Origin of the sequence: Acidovorax sacchari, assembly GCF_042847045.1 — a bacterium.
Lineage (GTDB): Bacteria > Pseudomonadota > Gammaproteobacteria > Burkholderiales > Burkholderiaceae_C > Paracidovorax > Paracidovorax sacchari.
In genome coordinates, this window is sequence record NZ_AP035783.1 from 3,249,778 (window position 1) to 3,272,633 (window position 22,856).

The 22,856-nt window shown below is 69.5% G+C and carries 21 protein-coding genes; 13 read left to right on the forward strand and 8 right to left on the reverse strand.

From position 1 onward, the window contains the following. The first annotated feature begins 58 nt into the window (after positions 1-58). Both ACGHC0_RS14505 and rsxB read left to right on the forward strand, forming a co-directional pair. The gene (locus tag ACGHC0_RS14505; RefSeq protein ID WP_368351651.1) at positions 59-1,486 is read left to right on the forward strand and encodes a polyhydroxyalkanoate depolymerase; all 1,428 of its coding nucleotides are present in this window, start codon (positions 59-61) and stop codon (positions 1,484-1,486) included. Next, positions 1,483-2,220, forward strand: coding sequence for an electron transport complex subunit RsxB (gene rsxB, locus ACGHC0_RS14510; protein ID WP_415265947.1), 738 nt, complete (start codon positions 1,483-1,485; stop codon positions 2,218-2,220). Before ACGHC0_RS14505 ends, rsxB begins: the two co-directional genes overlap by 4 nt. A gap of 40 nt (positions 2,221-2,260) precedes the next feature. Here rsxB and ACGHC0_RS14515 read toward each other — a convergent pair whose 3' ends face one another. Then, a complete protein-coding gene (locus ACGHC0_RS14515) occupies positions 2,261-3,775 on the reverse strand; it encodes a methyl-accepting chemotaxis protein (RefSeq protein ID WP_368351653.1) in 1,515 nt (504 codons plus the stop codon). Between the two features lie 140 nt (positions 3,776-3,915). Here ACGHC0_RS14515 and dapC point away from each other — a divergent pair, with 140 nt between their 5' ends. From dapC to ACGHC0_RS14545, 6 genes are all read left to right on the forward strand, one after another. Beyond that, the gene (gene dapC, locus ACGHC0_RS14520; protein WP_415265948.1) at positions 3,916-5,118 is read left to right on the forward strand and encodes a succinyldiaminopimelate transaminase; all 1,203 of its coding nucleotides are present in this window, start codon (positions 3,916-3,918) and stop codon (positions 5,116-5,118) included. A 14-nt stretch (positions 5,119-5,132) separates the two neighbouring features. Then, positions 5,133-5,957: a 2,3,4,5-tetrahydropyridine-2,6-dicarboxylate N-succinyltransferase gene (gene dapD, locus ACGHC0_RS14525; RefSeq protein ID WP_368351655.1), complete on the forward strand. Its 825-nt coding sequence runs from the start codon at positions 5,133-5,135 to the stop codon at positions 5,955-5,957. 77 nt (positions 5,958-6,034) lie between these two features. After that, a complete protein-coding gene (locus ACGHC0_RS14530; RefSeq protein WP_368351656.1) occupies positions 6,035-7,198 on the forward strand; it encodes a PilT/PilU family type 4a pilus ATPase in 1,164 nt (387 codons plus the stop codon). Between the two features lie 96 nt (positions 7,199-7,294). Further along, entirely contained in the window at positions 7,295-8,467 is a 1,173-nt protein-coding gene (gene dapE, locus ACGHC0_RS14535; RefSeq protein ID WP_368351657.1) for a succinyl-diaminopimelate desuccinylase, read from the forward strand. Continuing rightward, a complete protein-coding gene (gene prmB / locus ACGHC0_RS14540) occupies positions 8,464-9,393 on the forward strand; it encodes a 50S ribosomal protein L3 N(5)-glutamine methyltransferase (RefSeq protein WP_368351658.1) in 930 nt (309 codons plus the stop codon). The genes dapE and prmB overlap by 4 nt, the downstream gene beginning before the upstream one ends. Positions 9,394-9,514: 121 nt before the next feature. Next, positions 9,515-11,545 carry an ABC-F family ATP-binding cassette domain-containing protein gene (locus tag ACGHC0_RS14545; RefSeq protein WP_368351659.1) on the forward strand — a complete coding sequence of 677 codons (2,031 nt, stop codon included), beginning with the start codon at positions 9,515-9,517 and terminating at the stop codon, positions 11,543-11,545. A gap of 407 nt (positions 11,546-11,952) precedes the next feature. Here ACGHC0_RS14545 and phbB read toward each other — a convergent pair whose 3' ends face one another. The 3 genes from phbB to phaC form a co-directional block, all read right to left on the reverse strand. Beyond that, entirely contained in the window at positions 11,953-12,690 is a 738-nt protein-coding gene (gene phbB / locus ACGHC0_RS14550) for an acetoacetyl-CoA reductase (protein ID WP_011795583.1), read from the reverse strand. A 198-nt stretch (positions 12,691-12,888) separates the two neighbouring features. Beyond that, positions 12,889-14,070: an acetyl-CoA C-acetyltransferase gene (locus ACGHC0_RS14555; protein WP_368351660.1), complete on the reverse strand. Its 1,182-nt coding sequence runs from the start codon at positions 14,068-14,070 to the stop codon at positions 12,889-12,891. A gap of 45 nt (positions 14,071-14,115) precedes the next feature. Then, positions 14,116-15,828 (reverse strand): class I poly(R)-hydroxyalkanoic acid synthase, encoded by a 1,713-nt coding sequence (gene phaC, locus ACGHC0_RS14560; protein WP_368351661.1) that lies wholly within the window; start codon positions 15,826-15,828, stop codon positions 14,116-14,118. Between the two features lie 156 nt (positions 15,829-15,984). Here phaC and ACGHC0_RS14565 point away from each other — a divergent pair, with 156 nt between their 5' ends. After that, positions 15,985-16,329: a hypothetical protein gene (locus tag ACGHC0_RS14565; RefSeq protein WP_368351662.1), complete on the forward strand. Its 345-nt coding sequence runs from the start codon at positions 15,985-15,987 to the stop codon at positions 16,327-16,329. On the opposite strand, the gene pgeF is transcribed toward ACGHC0_RS14565, so the two are convergent. Both pgeF and maiA read right to left on the reverse strand, forming a co-directional pair. Then, on the reverse strand, positions 16,234-17,061 hold the full coding sequence (gene pgeF, locus ACGHC0_RS14570) for a peptidoglycan editing factor PgeF (RefSeq protein WP_415265949.1): 828 nt from the start codon (positions 17,059-17,061) through the stop codon (positions 16,234-16,236). The genes ACGHC0_RS14565 and pgeF overlap by 96 nt on opposite strands. Then, positions 17,048-17,716 (reverse strand): maleylacetoacetate isomerase, encoded by a 669-nt coding sequence (gene maiA, locus ACGHC0_RS14575; RefSeq protein ID WP_368351664.1) that lies wholly within the window; start codon positions 17,714-17,716, stop codon positions 17,048-17,050. Before maiA ends, pgeF begins: the two co-directional genes overlap by 14 nt. 111 nt (positions 17,717-17,827) lie before the next feature. Between maiA and ACGHC0_RS14580 the strand changes: the two genes are divergently transcribed. From ACGHC0_RS14580 to ACGHC0_RS14590, 3 genes are read left to right on the forward strand one after another with little or no spacing between them, the layout of a single operon-like run. Further along, complete coding sequence (locus ACGHC0_RS14580; RefSeq protein WP_368351665.1) at positions 17,828-18,523, forward strand: fumarylacetoacetate hydrolase family protein; 696 nt, start codon at positions 17,828-17,830, stop codon at positions 18,521-18,523. A gap of 2 nt (positions 18,524-18,525) precedes the next feature. Beyond that, complete coding sequence (locus ACGHC0_RS14585) at positions 18,526-19,074, forward strand: NUDIX hydrolase (protein ID WP_368351666.1); 549 nt, start codon at positions 18,526-18,528, stop codon at positions 19,072-19,074. A 36-nt stretch (positions 19,075-19,110) separates the two neighbouring features. Continuing rightward, positions 19,111-20,439 (forward strand): leucine-rich repeat-containing protein kinase family protein, encoded by a 1,329-nt coding sequence (locus tag ACGHC0_RS14590; RefSeq protein WP_368351667.1) that lies wholly within the window; start codon positions 19,111-19,113, stop codon positions 20,437-20,439. Positions 20,440-20,457: 18 nt separating this feature from the next. On the opposite strand, the gene ACGHC0_RS14595 is transcribed toward ACGHC0_RS14590, so the two are convergent. Continuing rightward, positions 20,458-21,096 (reverse strand): MSMEG_1061 family FMN-dependent PPOX-type flavoprotein, encoded by a 639-nt coding sequence (locus ACGHC0_RS14595; protein ID WP_368351668.1) that lies wholly within the window; start codon positions 21,094-21,096, stop codon positions 20,458-20,460. A 69-nt stretch (positions 21,097-21,165) separates the two neighbouring features. Between ACGHC0_RS14595 and ACGHC0_RS14600 the strand changes: the two genes are divergently transcribed. Continuing rightward, on the forward strand, positions 21,166-21,975 hold the full coding sequence (locus ACGHC0_RS14600) for an AraC family transcriptional regulator (RefSeq protein WP_368351669.1): 810 nt from the start codon (positions 21,166-21,168) through the stop codon (positions 21,973-21,975). Here ACGHC0_RS14600 and ACGHC0_RS14605 read toward each other — a convergent pair. Further along, on the reverse strand, positions 21,968-22,750 hold the full coding sequence (locus ACGHC0_RS14605; protein ID WP_368351670.1) for a transporter substrate-binding domain-containing protein: 783 nt from the start codon (positions 22,748-22,750) through the stop codon (positions 21,968-21,970). The two genes, ACGHC0_RS14600 and ACGHC0_RS14605, sit on opposite strands and share 8 nt — an antisense overlap. Between the last annotated feature and the right edge of the window lie 106 nt (positions 22,751-22,856).

A 22,856-nucleotide genomic window follows, 5' to 3' on the forward strand; every position in this document is an offset into this window, starting at 1 on the left:
ACGCCCGGCGCGAACTGCTGCTATATTGCACTGCAACATTTTTCGCCGAGCCGCCCCCATGCTCTACAACCTCTACGAAACGCAGCGTTCCCTGATGGAGCCGTTCGCGGAACTCGCGCAGACCGTCTCCAAGATCTACAGCAACCCGGTCTCGCCGTTCAGCCACACGACCTACGCCCAGCGCATGTCCGCCGGGTACGACCTGCTGTACCGGCTGGGCAAGGACTACGAGAAGCCGGTGTTCGGCATCTCCACCGTCCAGGTGGACGGCCACGAGGTGGTCATCCACGAACGGGTGGAGCTGGACAAGCCCTTCTGCGAGTTGCGCCGCTTCAAGCGCTTCTGCGACAACCCCGGCACGCTCGAGACCATCAAGCGCCAGCCCGCGGTGCTGATCGTGGCCCCCTTGTCGGGCCACTACGCCACGCTGCTGCGCGACACCGTGCGCACCATGCTGCAGGGCCACAAGGTCTTCGTCACCGACTGGAAGAACGCCCGCCTCGTGCCGCTGTCGGAGGGTGAGTTCCACCTGGACGACTACGTGAACTACGTGCAGGAATTCATCCGCCTGCTGCAGTCCCGCTATGGCAACTGCCACGTGATGAGCGTGTGCCAGCCCACGGTGCCGGTGCTCGCGGCCGTCTCCCTCATGGCCAGCCGTGGCGAGAAGACACCCCTGTCCATGACCATGATGGGCGGCCCGATCGACGCGCGCAAATCGCCCACGGCGGTGAACAACCTCGCCACGCAGCGCAGCTTCGAGTGGTTCGAGAACAACGTCATCTACCGCGTGCCGGACAGCTTCCCCGGCGCCGGGCGCCGCGTGTACCCGGGCTTCCTGCAGCACACGGGCTTCGTGGCCATGAACCCGGACCGCCACGCCAAGAGCCACTACGACTACTTCAAGGACCTGGTCAAGGGCGACGACGCCAGCGCCGAGGCCCACCGCAAGTTCTACGACGAATACAACGCCGTGCTCGACATGGACGCGGACTACTACCTCGAGACCATCAAGACGGTCTTCCAGGACTACGGCCTCGTCAACGGCACCTGGGACGTGCGCTCGCCCGAGGGCCAGCCAGAGCGCGTTCGACCGCAGGACATCCGCAGCACCGCCCTGCTGACCATCGAAGGCGAACTGGACGACATCTCCGGCTCGGGCCAGACGGAAGCCGCGCACGGCCTGTGCACGGCCATCCCCGAGAAGGACCGCCGCCACTTCGAGGTCAAGGGCGCGGGCCACTACGGCATCTTCAGCGGCCGCCGCTGGCGCGAGATCGTCTATCCGCAGGTGCGGGACTTCATCCTCGCCCACGATCCGCAGCCCGCCACCACGGTGGACAGCGCCTCCGTGCCCAGCGAAGACGCGCCCCGCCGCCGCACCGGAGCTGCCGCCGCGCCCGCGGACCTGCTGTCCGAGGAACTGCCGACCGCCACCGCCGCACCGCAGGCGCGCAGCCGGCGCAGCGCGCCCAAGAAGGCTTGACGGCGTCTCCCGCCGCTGCCGCCATCCCACGCGGCGGCCTGGCGGCCCGGATCGATGCGGCGTTGCCGCAGACGCAGTGCACCCGTTGCGGGTACCCCGACTGCGCCTCGTATGCGGATGCGGTCGCTGAAGGAACGGCGGACATCAACCGGTGCCCGCCGGGAGGCGCCGAGGGCGTCGCGCGCCTGGCAGCGCTCACCGGGCGCGCGCCGCTGCCGCTCGACCCGCAGTGCGGCGCCGAAAGGCCCCGCGGCCTCGCCGTGATCGACGAGCTGGCCTGCATCGGTTGCACCCTGTGCATCAAGGCCTGCCCCACGGATGCGATCCTGGGCACCCACAAGCGCATGCACACCGTGATCGAGGCCCATTGCACCGGATGCGAGCTTTGCATTCCCGTGTGCCCCGTGGACTGCATCGCGATGGAGAACGCCACCGGCGATGCCACGGGATGGGCCGCATGGTCCGCCACGCAGGCCGGCCGGGCCCGGCAGCGCTACCAGGTGCACCGCCTGCGCACGGCCTCGGACGCGGAGCGGGCCCCAACGGCCTCCGCCCTGGAACCGGACCATGCCACCGCAGCGCCCGCGGTCCAGTCCGGGCACGCGCCATTGCAGGAAGACATTCGCCCTGCGTCGCCGGCCTCGAGCATCCAGCCGTCCGCCGAAGACCGCCGCGCTGCCATCGCGGCAGCCCTGGCACGCGCCCGCGAGCGCCGGGGCGGCGGAACGCAGTGACTGCCGCGCGGTGGGCACCAGCCGGTGCCCGCACCGTGGTTCATCCCCGGGCCGCGAGCGACTTGTACACGCCGCAGCCCAGGTACGCGCCCTCCAGCGCCTGCACATAGGACATCTTGGTCTGCACCTTGCCCGTGGCCGGGTTGGTGATGTCGTACTCCACCCAGCCGGGTGCGCGCTCGGCCTGCGCCACGATGTCCTCCACCAGCCGCGCGCCATCGATGCCGGGGATGTCCTGCACCCGGGTGCCCACCTTGGCGGGATTGCCGCCGAAAGCCAGGTAGGTACCGGCCCGGTCCAGCACGAAGACATACATGTCCCGGTCATGGAAGGGCTGGGCCGGATCGGTCAGCTGCCGCAGGAATGCCTCCCGGGACCCGGCGGCCGCGCGCTGCGCCGCGGCACGCGCCACCAGGGCCTGCGCCTCGTCGGCCGTCCCCTGCTGCAGCCGGAAGGCCTGCACCGCCTTCGCCAGCGTGGCGGCGCGGCTGCCGAGCGCCTCCGCCTGCTGCACGGCATGGCCCACCATGCGCGCGTTGTGCTGGGTGACTCCGTCGATCTGCTGCACGGCCGCGCTGACCTCCGCCAGGCCGGCACTCTGCTGGGCGCCCGAGCCCGAAATTTCGCTCACGTGGGCGGCCACGCCGCGGATGCCCTCCGCCATGCCGCCGATGCCGTCGCCCGCGGCGCGCATGAGCGCGGCGCTCGCCTCCACCTGCCGCACGGAATCGCCGATCAGGTCGCGGATCTCGCGCGCCGCCTGGCCCGAGCGCTGGGCCAGCGTGCGCACCTCCGCCGCCACGACCGCGAAACCGCGGCCCTGCTCGCCCGCGCGGGCGGCTTCCACGGCCGCATTGAGCGCCAGGATGTTGGTCTGGAACGCGATGGAATCGATCACGCCGGTGATCTCCGCCATGCGCCGTGCGCCCTGCTGGATCGCCTGCACCGAATCCACGGCGCGGCCCATGGCCTGCGTGCCCTCGTCGGCCGCCGCGCGCAGCTCCGACGCCCGCCGGTCCGCCGCCTGCGCCGTCTGGGCGTTCTGCTGCACGGCGGCCACCAGTTGCTCCACGCTGGCGGCGGTCTGCTCCAGGCTCGCGGCCTGCTGCTCCGTGCGCTCGGCCAGGGCCCGGTTGTCCACGGCCAGACTGTGGCCGGCATGCGCGACCAGCGCCGCATTGCTGCGGATGTCGGCCACCATGGAGGAGAGCGTCACCACCATGCGGGCCAGCGACTGCGCCAGCATCGCCGGCTCGTCCCGTCCGCCGGACGGCACGGAGCGGGACAGGTCGCCGCGCGCGGCCGCCTCCATGGCCTCGGCCACGCGGCCCAGGTCATCCGACAGCCCCGCCGCCAGCGCCAGGCCGAGATAGACCAGGATCGCCCCCCATGCCGAGGCCATCCCGGCGCCGGCAGCCGCGCCCCATGCGGCGCAGGCCCACACGGTCAGGCCCAGCGCAGCCAGTGCCACGCCCGTGCACAGCGCCAGCTTGGCGGGAATCCGCAGTCCGCGCAGAAGCCGGACGCCCGGACGCAGCGGCAGGAAGGCAGCCATGCTCTTGTCTCCTCTTTTCTCGTCATCCATCGTAGTGGCCCTCCGCATGGTATTGGCGGGCACTTACGGACGATTGACAAGGCGGGAATACGCCGAGCCCGCCCGGGCGACGTCCCGCGCAGCCCCGATAATGGCGCCCCATGAATCCCCTGCTCACCCATTTGCAGCCCTATCCGTTCGAGCGGCTGCGGCAGCTCTTCGCGGGGGTGCAGCCCCCCGCCGGCCTCCCGGCGATCAGCCTCGGCATGGGCGAACCCCGCCATCCCACGCCGGCCTTCATCCGGCAGGCCCTGACGGACCACCTGGGCGGTCTCGCCAGCTACCCCGCCACCGCAGGCGATCCCCGCCTGCGCGAAGCCTGCGCGCAATGGCTGCAGCGCCGCTACGGCATCGCGGTGGATGCCGCGACGCAGGTCCTGCCCGTGAACGGCTCCCGCGAAGCCCTGTTCGCGTTCGCCCAGACCGTGATCGATCCCACGCGCGAAGGCGCGACCGTGGTCTGCCCCAACCCGTTCTATCAAATCTACGAAGGCGCGGCCCTGCTCTCGGGCGCCCGCGCCTACTACGCCCCCAGCGATCCGGCGCGCAATTTCGCGGTGGACTGGGACGGCGTTCCCGAGGACGTCTGGAAACACACGCAGTTGCTCTTCGTCTGTTCGCCGGGCAATCCCACGGGGGCGGTCATGCCGCTGGCCGAGTGGGAAAAACTCTTCGCGCTCAGCGACCGCTACGGCTTCGTGATCGCCTCCGACGAGTGCTACAGCGAGATCTATTTCCGGGACGAGCCCCCGCTGGGCGGGCTCGAGGCCGCGGCCCGGCTCGGACGGACGGATTTCCGCAACCTCGTGGCCTTCACCAGCCTCTCCAAGCGCAGCAACGTGCCGGGCCTGCGCAGCGGGTTCGTGGCGGGCGATGCCGCGCTGATGAAGGCCTTCCTGCTCTACCGCACCTACCACGGCAGCGCCATGGGGCCGGCCGTGCAGGGCGCGAGCATCGCCGCCTGGAGCGACGAGGCGCACGTCCAGGAGAATCGCGACCTCTACCGCCGCAAGTTCGAGCAGGTCACGCCGCTGCTCGCGCAGGTGATGGACGTCGCCCTGCCGGACGCCGGCTTCTATCTCTGGGCCGGCGTGCCGGAACGCCTCGGCATGGACGATGCGGCATTCGCCCGCGCCCTGCTCGCTCAATACAATGTGACCGTGCTGCCGGGCAGCTACCTCGCGCGCGAATCCGGCGGCCGCAATCCCGGTGCCGGGCGCGTGCGCATGGCGCTCGTGGCCGAGGTCGAGGAATGCCTCGAAGCCGCGCGCCGCATCGTGCAATTCATCCAATCCCATCCCTGATTCCCGAACGGACCATGACCCAACAACTGCAGAACATCATCGACACCGCCTGGGAGAACCGCGCCAGCCTCTCGCCCTCCGCCGCCCCGCGCGAGGTGCAGGATGCCGTCGAGCACGTGATCGCCGAACTCGATGCCGGCAAGCTGCGCGTGGCCACCCGCGAGGGCGTCGGCCAGTGGACCGTGCACCAGTGGATCAAGAAGGCCGTGCTGCTGTCGTTCCGCCTGAAGGACAACGAGCTGATCGAGGCCGGCAGCCTCGGCTTCTACGACAAGGTGCCGACCAAGTTCGCCGGCCGTTCGGCCGCCGAGATGGCCGCCACCGGCGTGCGCGTGGTGCCGCCGGCCGTGGCGCGCCGCGGCAGCTTCATCGCCAAGGGCGCGATCCTCATGCCCAGCTACGTGAACATCGGCGCCTACGTGGACGAAGGCACCATGGTCGATACCTGGGCCACCGTCGGCTCCTGCGCGCAGGTGGGCAAGCACGTGCACCTGTCCGGCGGCGTGGGCCTCGGCGGCGTGCTGGAGCCCCTGCAGGCCAACCCGACCATCATCGAGGACAACTGCTTCATCGGCGCGCGCTCGGAGATCGTCGAAGGCGTGATCGTCGAAGAGAACTCCGTCATCTCCATGGGCGTGTACATCGGCCAGAGCACCCCCATCTACGACCGCACCACCGACACCGTGAGCTACGGCCGCGTGCCGGCGGGCTCGGTGGTGGTGAGCGGCAGCCTGCCCAAGGGCGACGGCAAGTACAGCATGTACGCGGCCATCATCGTCAAGAAGGTGGATGCGAAGACCCGCTCCACCACCAGCCTGAACGACCTGCTGCGCGACTGACGGCCGGCGCCGCGGCCCACGGCACCCGCCGGGCCGCGGCCACCCGACCCTTCCACCACCTTCGCAAGGGACACCCCATGAGCACGATGGAGCGGATTCTCCGGCTGATGGCCGAAAAGCGGGCCTCGGACGTCTATCTCTCGGCCAACGCCCCGGTCCTCATCAAGATCAACGGCGAGTGCGTGCCCGTCAACAGCCAGCTGCTGCCCTTCGATGCACCGAAGAACCTGCTGGCCGAAATCGTGCCGCCGGACCGCATCGAGGAGCTGGAGGAAACCGGCGAGCTCAATATGGGCGTGCCACTCACGGGCGTGGGCCGCTTCCGCGTGAGCGCCATGCGCCAGCGGGGCAGCTACGCAGTGGTCGTGCGGTTCATCGCGCAGCACATCCCGGAGCTGTCCAGCCTCAACCTGCCGCCCATCCTCGGCGAACTGATCCTCGAGAAGCGCGGCCTGCTGCTGGTCGTGGGGGCGACGGGCTCGGGCAAGAGCACCACGCTGGCCTCGATGATCGACAGCCGCAACACGCAGCTCACGGGCCACATCCTCACGGTGGAAGACCCGGTCGAGTACCAGTTCAAGAACAAGAAGTCGATCATCAACCAGCGCGAGATCGGCTCCGACACCCAGTCCCTGCAGACCGCACTGAAGAACGCGCTGCGCCAGGCGCCCGACGTGATCCTGATCGGCGAGATCCGCGACCGCGAGACCATGTCCGCGGCCATCGCGTATGCGCAGTCGGGCCACCTGTGCCTCGCCACCCTGCACGGCAACAACAGCTACCACGCGCTGAACCGGATCCTCAGCTTCTACCCGGTCGAGGTGCGCCCCACCATGCTGGGCGACCTGGCCTCGGCCCTGAAGGCCATCGTCTCGCAGCGCCTGGTGCGCTCTCCCGCCGGCGAGCGCCTGCCCGCGGTGGAAGTGCTGCTCAACACCAAGCTCGTGGGCGAGATGATCGAGCAGGGCAATTTCTCCGGCGTGCGCGAGGCCATGGAAAAATCCATGGCCGAAGGCTCGCAGACGTTCGAGCATGACCTGGCCCGCCTGGTCATCGAAGGCCGCATCGACCGCAAGGAAGGCCTGGCCTATGCCGATTCGCCCACCAACCTGATGTGGCGCCTGCAGAACGACTTCTCGATCGCCGCCAAGGCCGCGCGCGACCGCAAGGACGCGGGCGCGCAGGACGACGAAGACCAGCCCTCTTTCACCGAGATCGTCCTGGACGTCAAGCCCCAGTGATCCAGCGCGCCGTCCCGGGCCCGTACTGCGGGCCGCGGGCGGCGCCTTTTTTCCAACTTTCTTCCGGAGCGCGTTCCAGTGCGCTCCGCGTCCACGATGTCCCGTACCCTGATCCTGGCTGAACAGCTCATCTCCCGTCCGTCCGTCACGCCCGAGGATGCCGGCTGCCTCGAACTGCTGGCCGAGCGCCTGGCCCCGCTGGGCTTCACCTGCGAGCGCATGGACAGCGGGCCGGACAGCTTCCGCGTCAGCAACCTCTGGGCACGCCGGGCTGCGACCGGCGGCGCTACCGCCCCCGCGCGGACCCTGGTGTTCGCGGGCCACACCGACGTGGTGCCCACCGGCCCGCTGGAGCAGTGGAACAGCCCGCCGTTCACGCCCTCCCACCGGGATGGACGGCTCTACGGCCGGGGCGCCAGCGACATGAAGACCTCCATCGCCGCCTTCGTCGTGGCGGTGGAGGAATTCCTGGCCGCCACGCCCGAACCGTCCATCGCGCTGGCCTTCCTGCTGACCAGCGACGAAGAAGGCCCTTCGGTGGACGGCACCAAGGTGGTGGTGGAAGAGCTGGCCGCCCGTGGCGAGACGCTGGACTGGTGCATCGTGGGCGAGCCCACCTCCGTGCGCAAGACCGGCGACATGATCAAGAACGGCCGTCGCGGCACCCTGTCGGGCAAGCTCACCGTGCGCGGCATCCAGGGCCATATCGCCTACCCCCAGCTCGCCCGCAACCCCATTCACCAGGCGCTGCCGGCACTCGCGGAACTGGCCGCCACGGAGTGGGACCGCGGCAACGACTACTTCCCCCCCACCAGCTGGCAGATCAGCAACATCCACGGCGGCACGGGTGCGACCAACGTCATCCCCGGCACCGTGGTGGTGGACTTCAATTTCCGCTTCTGCACCGAATCCACGGCAGAAGGGCTGAAGACCCGCGTGCACAACCTGCTGGACCGGCACGGACTCGAATACGACCTCACCTGGACGCTCGGGGGACAACCCTTCCTCACGACGCCCGGCGAGCTGGTGGCTGCGGTGCAGCAGGCGATCACGGAGGAGACCGGCATCGCCACCGAGCTGTCCACCACCGGCGGCACCAGCGACGGGCGCTTCATCGCCCGCGTCTGCCCGCAGGTCATCGAACTGGGCCCGCCCAACGCCACCATCCACAAGATCGACGAGCATGTCGTGGTCGCCGACGTGGAGCCGCTCAAGAACATCTATCGCCGCACGCTGGAGCGGCTGAACGCACAGGCCGCCGCAGCATGAGCACGACACCCCGACCCGTCCCGCCCGCGGGCCCCGTGCGCGGCGATACCGTGCCGGAACTGGTCGCGAGCGCAGCCGCGCGCCTGGACGCTGCCGGCGTGGCCTTCGGGCACGGCACCACGAATGCGCACGACGAGGCCGCCTGGCTGGTGCTGTGGCGCCTGGGCCTGCCGCTGGACACGCCGCTGGAAGATGCCGCCAGCGTGGCGCCCGACCGGCAGGCGCAGGTCGCGGAGCTGATCGAGCAGCGCATCGCCTCCCGCAAGCCCGCGGCCTACCTGACGCAGGAGGCCTGGCTGCAGGGCGTGCCGTTCTATGTCGATGAGCGCGCCATCGTCCCGCGCAGCTTCATCGCGGAACTGCTCGCGGACGGCAGCATCGACGGCTTCCTCGGGGAGCATACGCGCGACGTGCTCGACCTGTGCACCGGCAACGGCAGCCTCGCCGTGCTGGCGGCCATGGCCTACCCCGACGTGCGCGTGACCGGCGCGGACCTGTCCCCGGATGCCCTCGACGTCGCCCGCATCAACGTCGAGCGCCACGGCCTCCAAGGCCGCGTGGCGCTGGCCCTCTCGGACGGCCTCTCGTCCGTTCCCGGCCCGTGGGACCTGATCCTCTGCAACCCGCCCTACGTGAACGCGGCCAGCATGGCGGCGCTCCCGCAGGAGTACCGCGCCGAACCGGAACTGGCGCTGGCGGGCGGCGCCGACGGCATGGACTTCGTCCGCAGGCTGCTGGCGGATGCGCCGGCCGCGCTGCGCGAGGACGGCGTGCTCATCCTCGAGATCGGCAACGAGCGCGCGCATTTCGAAGCCGCTTTCCCGCATCTGCCGGCCTTCTGGCTCGAGACCAGCGCGGGCGAGGACCAGGTGCTGCTGCTCACGCGCGAGGCGCTGGTACTGGCCCCGCCGCCCTCCGCCGCCTGACCCCTGTCCCCTGCGTCCCCGGGCTGCACGCCGCAGGCCGCGCGGGCGCATTCCACCGCATCCGCTACCATGCGCGGTTGCTTTGTCGCGGGCCCCACGGGCGGCCCGCTGTGATTCGATCATGATCCTTCTGAACAATGTCACCTTGCGCCGCGGCGCCAAGGTGTTGCTGGACAGCGCCAGCGTCACCCTCAACCCCGGCGAGAAAGTCGGCCTCGTGGGACGCAACGGTGCCGGCAAATCCACCCTTTTCGCGTTGCTCAACGGCTCGCTCCACGAGGACGGCGGCGACTTCTCGATGCCCCCCACCTGGCGCATGGCCCAGGTGGCGCAGCACATGCCCGAGACGGAGGAATCCGCCACCGACTTCGTGCTGAACGGCGACACGCGGCTCAGCGCGCTGCGCGGCGAACTGCAGGCTGCGGAAGAATCCGGCGACGGCATGGCGATCGCGCAGGCCTACGCGGACCTCGGGGATGCCGGCGAGCACGATGCCGTGCCACGCGCCCAGGCGCTCATCCTCGGCCTGGGCTTCAAGGTGGAGGAACTGGGCAGGCCCGTGAACAGCTTCTCCGGTGGCTGGCGCATGCGCCTGCAGCTCGCGCGGGCCCTCATGTGCCCGAGCGACCTGCTGCTGCTGGACGAGCCGACCAACCACCTGGACCTCGACGCCCTCGTCTGGCTGGAAGCCTGGCTGCAGCGCTATGCCGGCACCCTGATCGTCATCAGCCACGACCGGGAGTTCCTGGACGCCATCACCACGGTCACGCTGCACATCGACAACGCGCGGCTGACGCGCTACGGCGGCAACTACAGCCGCTTCGAGGAACTGCGCGCCCAGCAGATGGAACTGCAGGCCGCCAGCTATGCCAAGCAGCAGGACAAGATCGCCCACCTGCAGAAGTTCATCGACCGCTTCAAGGCCAAGGCCAGCAAGGCCAAGCAGGCCCAGAGCCGGGTCAAGGCGCTGGAGCGGATGGAGAAAATCGCCCCCGTGCTCATGGGTGCGGAGTTCACCTTCAGCTTCAAGGAGCCCGCCAACCTGCCCAACCCGATGCTGGCGATCACGGATGCGTCCTTCGGCTACCTGGACGAGGACGGCGGCGCCCCCAAGACCATCCTGCGCCACGTGAACCGCTCGGTCCTGGCAGGCCAGCGCATCGGCATCCTCGGCGCGAACGGCCAGGGCAAATCCACGCTGGTCAAGACCATCGCGCGCACCATGCGGCCGCTGTCCGGCAGCGTGACCGAAGGCAAGGGCCTGTCCATCGGCTACTTCGCCCAGCAGGAACTCGACGTGCTGCGGCCCGCCGACAACCCGCTGGAACACATGATCCGCCTCGCGAAGGAGCTGGGCGCCCAGTCGCGCGAGCCCAGCCGTGAGCAGGACCTGCGCAACTACCTGGGCACCTTCAACTTCTCGGGCGACATGGTCAAGCAATCCGTGGGCACGATGAGCGGCGGCGAGAAGGCCCGGCTGGTGCTGGCGATGATCGTCTGGCAACGCCCCAACCTGCTGCTGCTCGACGAGCCGACCAACCACCTGGACCTCGCCACGCGCGAAGCACTGTCGATGGCGCTCAACGAGTTCGAGGGCACGGTGATGCTGGTGAGCCACGACCGGGCGCTCCTGCGCGCGGTCTGCGACGAATTCTGGCTGGTGGGACGCGGGGCCGTGGGCCCCTTCGACGGCGATCTGGACGACTACCAGCGCTACCTGCTCGACGAATCCAAGCGGCTGCGCGACGAGGCCCGCGCACTGGCCTCCGCCCCGGCGGCGCCCCGGGAAGACTCCACTGCCCGGCCTCCCGCACCCGTGGCCCCGCCGGTGTCCGCACCTGCGGCCGCTCCCGCCGCGGCACCGAAGGATGCCCGGGAACAACGCAAGCTCGGTGCCCAGGCCCGGCAGCAGCTCGCGGAGAAAACCCGCCCCTTGCGGCGCGAGCTCGACCAGATCAACCAGCGCCTGGCTGCCCTGGCCTCGGAAAAGGCCGAGCTGGAACAGCGCCTGAGCCAACCCCTGCCCCCCGCCGAGATCGCCGACTGCGGCCGCCGCCTCAAGGCCTGCGGGGACGAAACCGGTCAACTGGAGGAACGCTGGTTGGAACTTTCCGAATCCATCGAGGCCCTGGAACAAGGGGCGGACAAGTAAAATGCTGTAACGGTGCGCTGAAATTTCCCGCAAACACCGTTACAGCCCATAACTTGATTGCTCCTTTTTTAGGAGCAAAAGAAAAGCCTTCGGCTGGTTGCATTTTTTTTCGTTCTACTGTCAACGCTCCGGGAAGACGCCGCGTTGTGGATGCATCCAAGGAGCTAACGATGAACACCTCTGCAATCCTGTCCGCATGGCCTGAAGACGAACGCGACCGCAAGCGCGCTCCCGGCCGTTTCTGAAAAGGCGGGCACCAGACAGCAGTCGGACACAGGCGGAATCCCAACGGGTTCTGCCGAGCCCGGCGGGCGCGGACCCTGACCTTCGTTCCATTCCCTTCTTACTCCCCCAATAAAAAAACCCCGCCGTAGCGGGGTTTTTTTCCGTGCGGGGAATCCTGGGCGTCAGCCCATGTGCAGGCCGCCGTTGACCGAGAAATCGGCCCCGGTGGCGTAGCCCCCTTCTTCCGACGCCAGCCACGCGATGATCGAGGCGATCTCGCTGGGTTCGCCCAGGCGCTTGACCGGCACGGTGGCGACGATCTTCTCCAGCACGTCGGGCCGGATGGCCTTGACCATGTCGGTGCCGATGTACCCCGGGCTCACGGTGTTCACCGTCACGCCCTTGGTGGCGAGTTCCTGCGCCAGCGCCATCGAGAAGCCGTGCATGCCGGCCTTCGCTGCCGAGTAGTTGGTCTGGCCGGCCTGGCCCTTCTCGCCGTTCACGCTGCTGATGTTGATGATGCGGCCCCAGCCCTTTTCCACCATGTCGCCCACGACCTGCTTGGTCACGTTGAACATGCTGTTGAGGTTGGTTTCGATCACCGCATCCCAGTCCTCGCGGGACATCTTCACGAACATGCGGTCGCGCGTGATGCCGGCGTTGTTCACCAGCACGTCGATGCTGCCGTGCTCGGCCTTGGCCTTGGTGAAGGCCGCCACCGTGGAATCCCAGTCGCCGACGTTGCCGACGGACGCATGGAACGTGAAGCCCAGGGCCTTCTGCTCGGCCAGCCACTTGGCATGGTCCCGGGTCGGGCCGCAGCCCGCGATGACCTTGAAGCCATCCTTGTGCAGCCGCTGGCAGATGGCCGTTCCGATGCCACCCATGCCCCCAGTGACATACGCTACTTTCTGATTCATGTGATTTATCTCCTAGTCAACGATTCACGCAACCACTCTACCCAAGATTCCGCGCCCCACTGTTGAGGAAAACACCCAGCCGCTGCCGGGTGTGCGAGGTTCCTGGACAGGCGCGGCCGCCGGATGGCGCCCCGCCGCCGCAGCCTGCAAAAAAGCCGCACCACGTGCGGCTGCAGTACGGCGGGCCGTCCGGAAAACTCAGATCCGCTCCACCGCGAGCGAGACGCCCATGCCCCCCCCGATGCACAGCGCAGCCACGCCCTTGCGGGCGCCGCGGCGCTGCAGTTCGTGCAGCAGGGTCACCAGCACGCGGCAGCCCGAGGCGCCGATCGGGTGGCCGATGGCGATCGCGCCGCCATTCACATTCACCTTGGCGGGATCGATGCCCAGCTGCTGGTTGACGGCGCAGGCCTGCGCGGCGAAGGCTTCGTTCAGCTCGAACAGGTCCACGTCGGCCGCGGTCCAGCCGGCGCGCTGCAGCACCTTGCGCGTCGCGGGCACGGGGCCCAGGCCCATGGTGGCGGGATCGAGGCCGCTCGTGGCGTAGGCGGCGATGCGCGCCAGCGGCTTGAGCCCCAGGGCCGCAGCCTTCTTCGCGCTCATCACCACCACGGCGGCCGCGCCGTCGTTGAGGCCCGACGCGTTGCCGGCCGTCACGGTGCCGGCCTTGTCGAAGGCCGGGCGCAGGCCCGCCAGCGCCTCGGCATTGGTCTTGCGATTGAGGTACTCGTCGGCCTCGAAGACGATGGGGTCGCCCTTCTTCTGGGGCAGGCTCACGCCGACGATCTCGTCCTTGAAGCGGCCCGCGTCCTGCGCAGCGGCGGCCTTCTGCTGGCTGCCGAGGGCGAGCGCGTCCTGTTGCTCGCGGGAAATGCCTTCCTGCCTGGCGACGTTCTCGGCGGTGATGCCCATGTGGTACTGGTTGTACACGTCCCACAGGCCGTCCACGATCATCGAGTCGGTCATCTTCCAGTCGCCCATGCGCTGGCCCTCGCGCGAGCCGTTGAGCACGTGGGGCGCGAGGCTCATGTTCTCCTGGCCGCCCGCGACCACGATCTCGCTGTCGCCCGTGGCCACGGCCTGGGCCGCGAGCATCACGGCCTTGAGGCCGGAACCGCAGACGGCGTTGATGGTCAGCGCCGGCGTTTCCTTGGCCACGCCGGCCTTCATCATAGCCTGGCGCGCGGGATTCTGGCCCACGCCTGCCGTGAGCACCTGCCCCATGATCACTTCACCCACCTGGTCCAGCGGCACGTTGGCACGGGCCAGCGCCTCCTTGATCACGATGGCGCCCAGCTCGGTGGCCGGGGTCTTGGCGAGCGCGCCGCCGAACTTGCCCACGGCCGTGCGGACGGCCGAAACGATGACGATGTCTTCCATGTCGATCCTCAAAGGTAATGATGGGAAAAGGGGTGGAGCGGCGCCTCAGGCCCGCTCGCGCACATAGCGTCCCGGCGCCGGCTCGATGGCCTGGAACCGCGCGCCCTTGCCGTAGCGCTTGGGCGCGGCCACAAGCGGGCCGGCATGGCCGCGCAGCCAGGCAGCCCAGTCGGACCACCAGCTGCCGGGGAGCTCCGTCGCGCCGTCCAGCCATTCGGGCAGCGTGGCGGGCAGGACGCCGTCCTCGCGGACCCAGTGGCTGCGCTTCTTCTTGGCGGGCGGATTGATGACGCCCGCGATGTGGCCGGACGCCCCCATCACGAAGCGCTTCTCGCCAGGCAGCACCTGGGTGGATGCGTAAGCGGCATCGACGGGGACGATATGGTCCTCGCGCGATCCGTAGATGTACACAGGCAGGTCCACGAGGTTCAGGTCGATCGGCTCGCCGCACACGGTCAGGCGGCCGGGCTTGCGGAGGTTGTTCTCGAGGTAGAGGTTGCGCAGGTACCAGGCGTAGAACGGCCCGGGCAGGTTGGTCGAATCGCTGTTCCAGTAGAGCAGGTCGAAGGGAGGCGGCGTCTCGCCCTTCAGGTAGTTGCCCACCACGTAGGTCCAGACGAGGTCGTTGGGCCGCAGGAAGCTGAACGTGGAGGCGAGGTCCTGCCCCTTCATCAGGCCGCCCTGCCCCATCTGCAGTTCGCGGAAATGCACGAAGCTCTCGTCGATGAAGACATCGAGGATGCCGGTTTCGGCGAAATCGATGAACGTGGTGAGAAAGGTGGCGCTGGCCACGGGCTCCTCGCCCCGGGCGGCCAGCACGGCCAGGCCGGTGGCCAGCATCGTGCCGCCCACGCAGAAGCCGAGCGCGTTGATCTGGTCGCTGCCGGCGATCTCGCGGACGGTGTCGATGGCGCAGAGCACCGCGTCCTCGATGTAATCGTCCCAGGTGGCGTTCGCCAGGGACTGGTCCGGGTTGCGCCAGCTCACCACGAAAGTGCGGTGCCCCTCGGACACCGCATGCCGGATGAGCGAATTCTCGGGCTGCAGGTCGAGGATGTAGAACTTGTTGATGCAGGGCGGCACCACCAGCAACGGGCGCTGGTGCACCCTGGGCGTGAGCGGCTTGTATTCGATGAGCTGGAAGAGCGCGTTCTCGTACACCACGGCGCCCTCGGTGGTGGCCACGTTGCGGCCCACCTCGAAGACACTTTCATCGGTCATGGACACATGGCCCTGCCGCATGTCGTGCAGCAGATTGGCGATGCCCTTGGCCAGGCTCTCGCCCTGGGAATCGATGGCCTTCTTCTGCGCCTCGGGGTTGAAGACGAGGAAATTGCTGGGCGCCATGGCGGCCATCCACTGCTCCACGCCGAAGCGGATGCGCGCGCGCGTCTTGGGGTCGGTCTCCACCGCATCGGCCAGTCCCATCAGGGTGCGGGCATTGAGCAGGTAGGACGCGGCGGCGAAGGCCGCCATGGGGCTCTCGGCCCAGGCGGGAGCGCTGAAGCGCCGGTCTTTCATGGCAGCCGGCTGCAGCGCCTGGCTCCAGAGCTCCGACGCTTCCTTCAGGTACTGCTGCTGCACATCGGCCAGCTTGTCCGGGGAAAAGGCGATGGCCGGGCGAGCCTGCGTGGAAGCAGCGCCGGGAGCGGCAGGGCCGCCGGCCTGCCGGAAGGCTTCCAGCGCCTGCATCCAGCTTTCGCTCAGTTTCTGCTGGATCTGCCGGGTACTGCCGGCCCAGCCTGCGTCAAAATCCATGAACTTGTCTCCTCGCACCCATCCATCATGCCATCCCGGCAGCGCCTCCGGAGGGAATCGCGCGGTGGCCATGGCATTGTTGCCGAGCGGACAGTCCGGAAGCAATGCCGCTTTCGCTTTTTCACGATATAGCTCAGTTTTCGGGAAGACGGCCCCATGTATCTGGTAATCATCGGCTGGTTGTACGTCACCGTGATGATGGCCGCCGCCGAGGCCGCCAGCCCGCAGGGCAGCCTGCTGGGCGCGGCGGTGACCTTCGTGCTCTATGGGCTGGTGCCCCTCTCGATCGTCGCCTACATCCTCGGCACCCCGGCCCGCAAGCGCGCCCTGCGGGAGCGCGAGCAGCGCGAGCGGGAAGAGGCCGTGCGCCAGGCGGGCCGGGACGCACCTCCGGCGAGCGCTGCCTCAGCCACCGCGCGATCCGAGCCAGATGCATGCGGCGAAACGCCCGCCGGTGCTGCCGAACCGCTGCACGGAGGCGCGGTGCGAAAAGAACCGTGAGGCCTGGCGCACGGTGCACCAGCCGTCGCCCCCGTCGTTGCCCCACACGCCCGCCACGCCCAGCGCACCGAGCCGCCGCCGCGCCAGTCCGGGCAGGTCGGCCAGGTACTTGCCCCCGCCCTGCGGGGAGAAAAGCGTGCCTGCTCCGGCATCCTGTGCGCAGAACGCTTCCCGCACCTCCTCGCCCACCTCGAAGGCGGTCGGACCGATGCACGGGCCCAGCCAGGCCAGCACGCCGCCGTCCGCATCCAGGCGCGCGAGCGCCTGTTCCAGCACCCCGCCGGCCAGGCCGCGCCAGCCGGCATGCGCCGCCGCCACGGCGCAACCCTGGCGGTCGGTCAGCAGCACGGGCAGGCAGTCCGCGACCATGATGGTGCACGCCCGGCCCGGCAGGCGGGCGATGCAGGCGTCGGCCTCCGTGCCGTCCGGCACGCCGCGGTCCAGGTCCGCCACCGCCGTTCCATGCACCTGCCGCAGGAAGATGGGCGCCACCGCGGGCCCGCCACCGAGGTCCGCCAGACGGGCTCGCAGGTACTGCCGGTTGGCCCGGACGGCATCCGGATCGTCGCCGACGTGGTCGCCCAGGTTCAACGCGGCCCAGGCGTCCCGGCTCACGCCGCCCGGCCGTGCCGTGCAGACCGCATGCACGTGGCCGGGCGCGGGCCAGTCGGGCCGCAACCAGCCGTCCGGCAGGGAAGCCGCTGCGGGCGGCAACGCGTCAGCCCCCGGCATCGGGGCATGCGGAAGGATGGGCTGCCTGGAACGCCGGCAGCGCGGACGCGGCCTCCCAGGCCGCCATGGTGCGCGGCAGCCCGGCCAGATCGACCTCGAAGCGCTGCGCGTTGAAGATCTGCGGCACCAGGCAGCAGTCGGCGAGCGTCGGGGCATCGCCCCAGCACAGCCGTGATGGCGGCAGGCCCGCCGCCTCCCTGGCACGGGCCAGCAGGCCGAGCTGCCGCTCGAACGCCTCCAGGCCGCCGCGCGCCCAGTGGCGATACCAGGCGGTCTTCTCCGATTCGTCGTGGCCCAGCGTCTGGGTCAGGTACTTGAGCACCCTCAGGTTGTTGACCGGGTGGATCTCGCAGGCCACCATCTGGGCCAGTGCCCGCACGTGGGCCCGGCCGGGCGCGTCGCCGGGCAGCAGCGGCGGCTGCGGATGCGTTTCGTCCAGGTATTCGATGATCGCCATCGACTGCACGAGCGTGCTGCCGTCGTCCAGTTCCAGCGCCGGCACCAGCGCATCCCCGACGCGGTCCGCGTAGCCGGGCGCGCGGTGTTCCGCGCGCACCAGGTGCACCGGCACGTATTCGTAGGGCAGCCCCTTCAGCGCCAGGGCGATGCGCACCCGGTAGGACGCCGAAGAGCGGAAATAGTTGAACAGCTTCATGGTCCGTCAAGCATAACGTCCGTGCATGGCACACTCTGGCCGGGGCCTGCCGACGCCTGCACGGCGCGCGCAGGCCACCGCCCTCCACCGAGACAAGGCCCGACATCCACCATGAACTACGTGATTCCTCCTGCGCCCATTCCCAGCGTGCCCGTGGCGGGCACCGCAGACCGCTTTCCGGTGCACCGCATCTACTGCGTCGGCCGCAACTACGAGGAGCACGCCAAGGAAATGGGCTTCACCGGCCGGGAGCCGCCCTTCTTCTTCCTCAAGCCGGCGGACGCCATCGTCGCGGTGGAAGCGGGCGAAACGGGCCGCATGCCCTACCCCACCCTGACGGCCAACCTGCACCACGAGATCGAGCTGGTTGTCGCCATCGGCCGCGGCGGCCGCGACATCCGCGCGGCCGATGCGTTGCAGCACATCTTCGGCTACGCCATCGGCCTGGACATGACCCGCCGGGACCTGCAGAACGACATGAAGAAGCAGGGACGCCCCTGGTGCATCGGCAAGGGTTTCGAGCACAGCGCGCCGATCGGCCCGATCACGCCGGCCGCGCAGGCGGGCGACGTGTCCAGGGCCCCCATCTGGCTGCAGGTGAACGGTGCCGACCGGCAGCGCAGCACGGTCGCGCAGCTGATCTGGAACATCGCCGAGACGATCGAGCACCTGTCCGCGGCCTGGGAGCTGCAGCCCGGCGACCTCATCTTCACCGGCACGCCCGAGGGTGTGGGCGCGGTGGTGCGCGGCGACGTGCTGGAAGGCGGCGTGGACGGACTGGGCACCCTGCGCGTGGAAATCGCCTGAACATGACCACCCGCAGGCCGATCAAGCACTGCCGTGAATGCGGGGCCGCCGTGGAGTACCGCGTGCCCGACGACGGCGACACCAAGCTGCGCGCCGTCTGCCCGGCTTGCCACACCATCCACTATGAAAACCCGCTCAACGTGGTCGGCACGGTGCCCGCGCTGGGGGACAAGGTGCTGCTGTGCAAGCGCAACATCGAGCCCCGCTGGGGCAAGTGGACGCTGCCGGCGGGCTTCATGGAGCTGAACGAGACCACCGCCGAGGGCGCGGCCCGCGAAACCGACGAGGAGGCCGGCGCGCAGATCACCATGGGCCCGCTCTTTTCCGTGCTGAATGTGCCGCGCGTGGGGCAGGTGCACCTGTTCTATCTGGCCCGCCTGGAGAGCGACCAGTTCGCCCCCGGCTACGAGACCATCGAGGCCCGGCTTTTCGCGGAAGACGAGATCCCCTGGGACGAGATCGCCTTCCGCACGGTCAAGGTGACGCTCGAGAAATACTTCGCCGACCGCCGCTCGGGCGCTTTCGGCATGCATTGCGTCGATATCGATTGACCCACCCGGGCCTTGCGGCCCGGTTCCCCGGACACCATGACCGATGACCTGCAGCGCCTGCGCGCTGGCGACCTCGCGGGTGTGCGCACGCTGCGCATCGCCGCCGACCTGGAGCACTTTCCACGCGAGGTCTTCGACCTGGCCGATACGCTGGAGGTGCTGGACCTCTCCGGCAACCGCCTTTCGGCACTGCCCGCCGACCTGCATCGGCTGCACCGGCTGAAGGTGTTCTTCGCTTCGTCCAACCGCTTCAGCGAACTGCCCACCGCACTGGGCGACTGCCCGCAACTGGAGATGGTGGGCTTCAAGGCCAACCGCATCGCCGACGTGCCGGCCCGGGCGCTGCCTGCTCGGCTGCGCTGGCTGATCCTGACCGACAACGCCATCACGGCGCTGCCCGATGCCCTCGGGGACCGGCCCCGCCTGCAGAAGCTGATGCTGGCCGGCAACCTGCTGCGCACCCTGCCGGATACGCTGCGGCAGTGCGGGTCGCTGGAACTGCTGCGCGTCGCCGCCAACCGGATCGACCACCTGCCGGACTGGCTGGCCGGCCTGCCCCGGCTGGCCTGGCTGGCCATCGGCGGCAATGCGTTCAACGAAGCCGCCGAGGAACTCGCGCGCGGCAGCCAGGCCGCCGGCCACGTGGACTGGAGCTGCCTGCAGCTGGGCGAATTGCTGGGAGAAGGCGCCTCCGGCCGCATCATGGCGGGCAGGCTGGAGAGCGCCACCGGCATGCGGGAGGTGGCCGTCAAGCTGTTCAAGGGCGAGGTCACGAGCGATGGCTGGCCGCTGACGGAGATGGCGGCCAGCCTGGCCGCCGGGCGGCATCCGCGGCTGATCCCGGTGCTGGGGCGGCTCGACGGCCATCCGACCGGCGCGCAGGGCCTGGTGATGGAGCGCGTCTCCGCGCAATACCGCACGCTGGCCGGCCCGCCCGGCTTCGAGAGCTGCACACGCGATGTCTATCCGGCCGGCCTGCGGCTGCCGGCCTCCGTGGCACTGCGCATCGCGGCGGATGTGGCCTCCGCGCTCGCGCACCTGCATGGCCGGGGGCTGGTGCACGGCGACCTGTACGCGCACAACCTGCTGTGGCGCCCGGATGCACCTGCCGGCCAGGCGGCCGGCCTGCTGGGGGACTTCGGCGCCGCCGCTTTCGCGCCCCCCGGAGCGCTGGGCGATGCGCTGCGCCATATGGACGTGCGCGCCTTCGGCGTGCTGCTGGCCGAACTGTGCGCCCATGCCGACGGACCGTTGCCCGACGGCAGCGCTCCCGCGCTGGCGGCAGCCTGCCTGCACGAAGACCCTGTCGCCCGGCCCGGTGCCGACGCACTGGCCGCACGCACGGCGCAGTGGGCGCCGGGCTGAACGGCTGCGCCCGTAAGGTCAGTACAGGCCATGGCGCACGGCGTGCGCGTAATGCGCATCCGCATCCGAGGCCTGGGCCTCGCTCCATCCCAGCACCGCGGCCTTCATGCGTCCGGGCGTGGGCAAATCGCGCCGGTCCAGACGGGACTCAGGCGCCCACAACTGCGCCCGGTGGACGGCCTTGCCGCAGTGGAACAACGTCTCGTCGATCGCGACGACCACGCCCAGCTTGGGACTTTTGCCGTGCTCCCCGAGCCGTGCCAGCAGATCCGGCGCCAGCGACAGCCGCGCGCGTCCGTTGATGCGCAGGAAGATGTCCAGCCCCGGGAACAGAAACAGCATGGCCACCCGCGCATCCTCGCCCAGGTTGCGCAGCGAGGCGATGCGGTTGTTGCCCGGCCAGTCGGCGAAGGCCACCGTGCGCTCATCGAGCGCATGCACGAAGCCGGGCGGCCCGCCACGGGGCGATGCATCCAGCCCATCGCCTCCTGCCGTCGCCAGGCAGAAGAAAGTGGCGACACGCAGGTACTCGACGTGGAAGGGCGTCAGCACCGGCAGCACGCCCCGGGTAATGGCGTCGGAGGGAGCGTCGTAGAGTGCGTCCAGGTCGATGGCGGGAGCGCCATCCGGCGCGAGGGAATCGGAGCGGGAGGTCATGGGTCCATGCTAGTGAAGGCCACGCCGGCCTGCTAAGCTGGCGGCGCCATTCGATAGCGCGATCACGCCATGCCCGACACTGCTGCATGGGTCGACCTGCACGACGACGACGCCGGCCCGCTGGTGGTCGGCCGCGCCGGTACGCAGGAAAACCACGATACCGCCCCGCACAGCCACTGCCGCGGCCAGTTGATCGGCTGCGCGCGCGGCGTGCTCAGCGTGGGTGCCGAGACCGGCCAATGGGTGGTTCCGGCGCGGCATGCGATCTGGCTGCCGCCGGCCCGGCCGCATTCCGCACGCATGCATGGCTCCTTCACCGGCTGGTCGCTGTACGTGGCGGGCCCCGCCTGCCAAAGCCTGCCGGATTCCCCATGCACCGTGGCGGTCAGCCCGCTGCTGTGGGAGGCCGCGCTGCGCTGCGCCGAGCGCGCCACCGCCCTGCCCGACCCGGCTCAGGATCGGCTGGCGGCCGTCATCCTCGATGAGCTGCACCACATGGTGCCGAGGCCGCTCGGCCTGCCCATGCCGAACGACGCACGCCTGCTGCGCATCGCGGGCGCGCTGCTGGCGGACCCGGCGCGGCGCCGCAGCCTGCAGGCATGGGCCGACTGGGCCGGACTGTCGAGCCGCAGCCTCAGCCGGCGCTTCGTGGCCGAAACCAGCCTGAACTTCACGGCCTGGACACAGCGCGTGCGGCTGCTGCGATCGCTCGAGTGGCTGGCCGACGGCCTTCCGGTGACGCAGGTGGCACTGGAGCTGGGCTACGACAGCGTGAGCGCCTTCATTGCCCTCTTCAAGCGCGAACTGGGGCGCACGCCGGCAGCTTACTTCGGGCGGCAGGCGCCGCCTGCCGGGCGCAGGGGCCCGAAGCTCACTTGAGCCACTTGTCGGCCGCCTGCTTGAGCTGGCCGCGGGCTTCCATCAGGCCCCAGACGAACTCCATCACGCGCGAGTAGTCCGCGTCGTCCTTGGGCAGCATGAACCCCAGGGTGTTCTGCGGCGTGAGCGGCGCGGCGACGAAAGCCGCATGGAGGCGCGGGTCGGCCTTGGCGTAGTACAGGGCCTCGTACGTCTCGGTGATCATCACGTCGCCCTTGCCCTCGGCGATGAGCGCAGGGATCTCGGCGTTCTTGTCGTGCGTGCTGACCTCGGCCGCCTTGAGGTTCTCCAGCACGAAGGTTTCATTGGTGCCACCCGGGTTCTTGATGACGCGCACGCCCGGCCGGTTCAGATCGGCCAGGGTCCGGAACCTGTCCTTGTCGGTGGTCCGCACCAGCGCCACCTTGCCGAACGGCGCGTAGCCCGGCAGCATTTCGATCTGGCGGATGCGCGTGACGTTGCGCGTGATGCCGCCCACGGCCACGTCGAACCTGTCGGCCTGGATGTCCTTCATCAGGTTGGGCCAGGTCGTGGGCACGTATTCGACCTTCACGCCCAGTTCCTTCGCCATGGCCTCGACCACATCGATGTCGTGGCCGGCATAGCCGCCATCGGCCTTGATGGCGAAGGGCCGGTAGTCGCCGGGCGTGCCGACGCGCAGCACCTTGGTGTCCATGATCCGGTCGAGCCGGGGCCCGGCATGGGCGGCTTGCAGGAAGCTGGCGGCCGCCAGGGCGGCGGTGGCGATGAGGGTGGCGACGGACGTGCGCTGCATGCGAGGGGGCCTTCGAGGGTTCGTTGCAAAAGGGATGGAGGTCCTGGAAAAATGCCGCGCTCCGAAGATCCGCAGGGACTCTGCCCGGCCACGGCCGCGCCAGCAT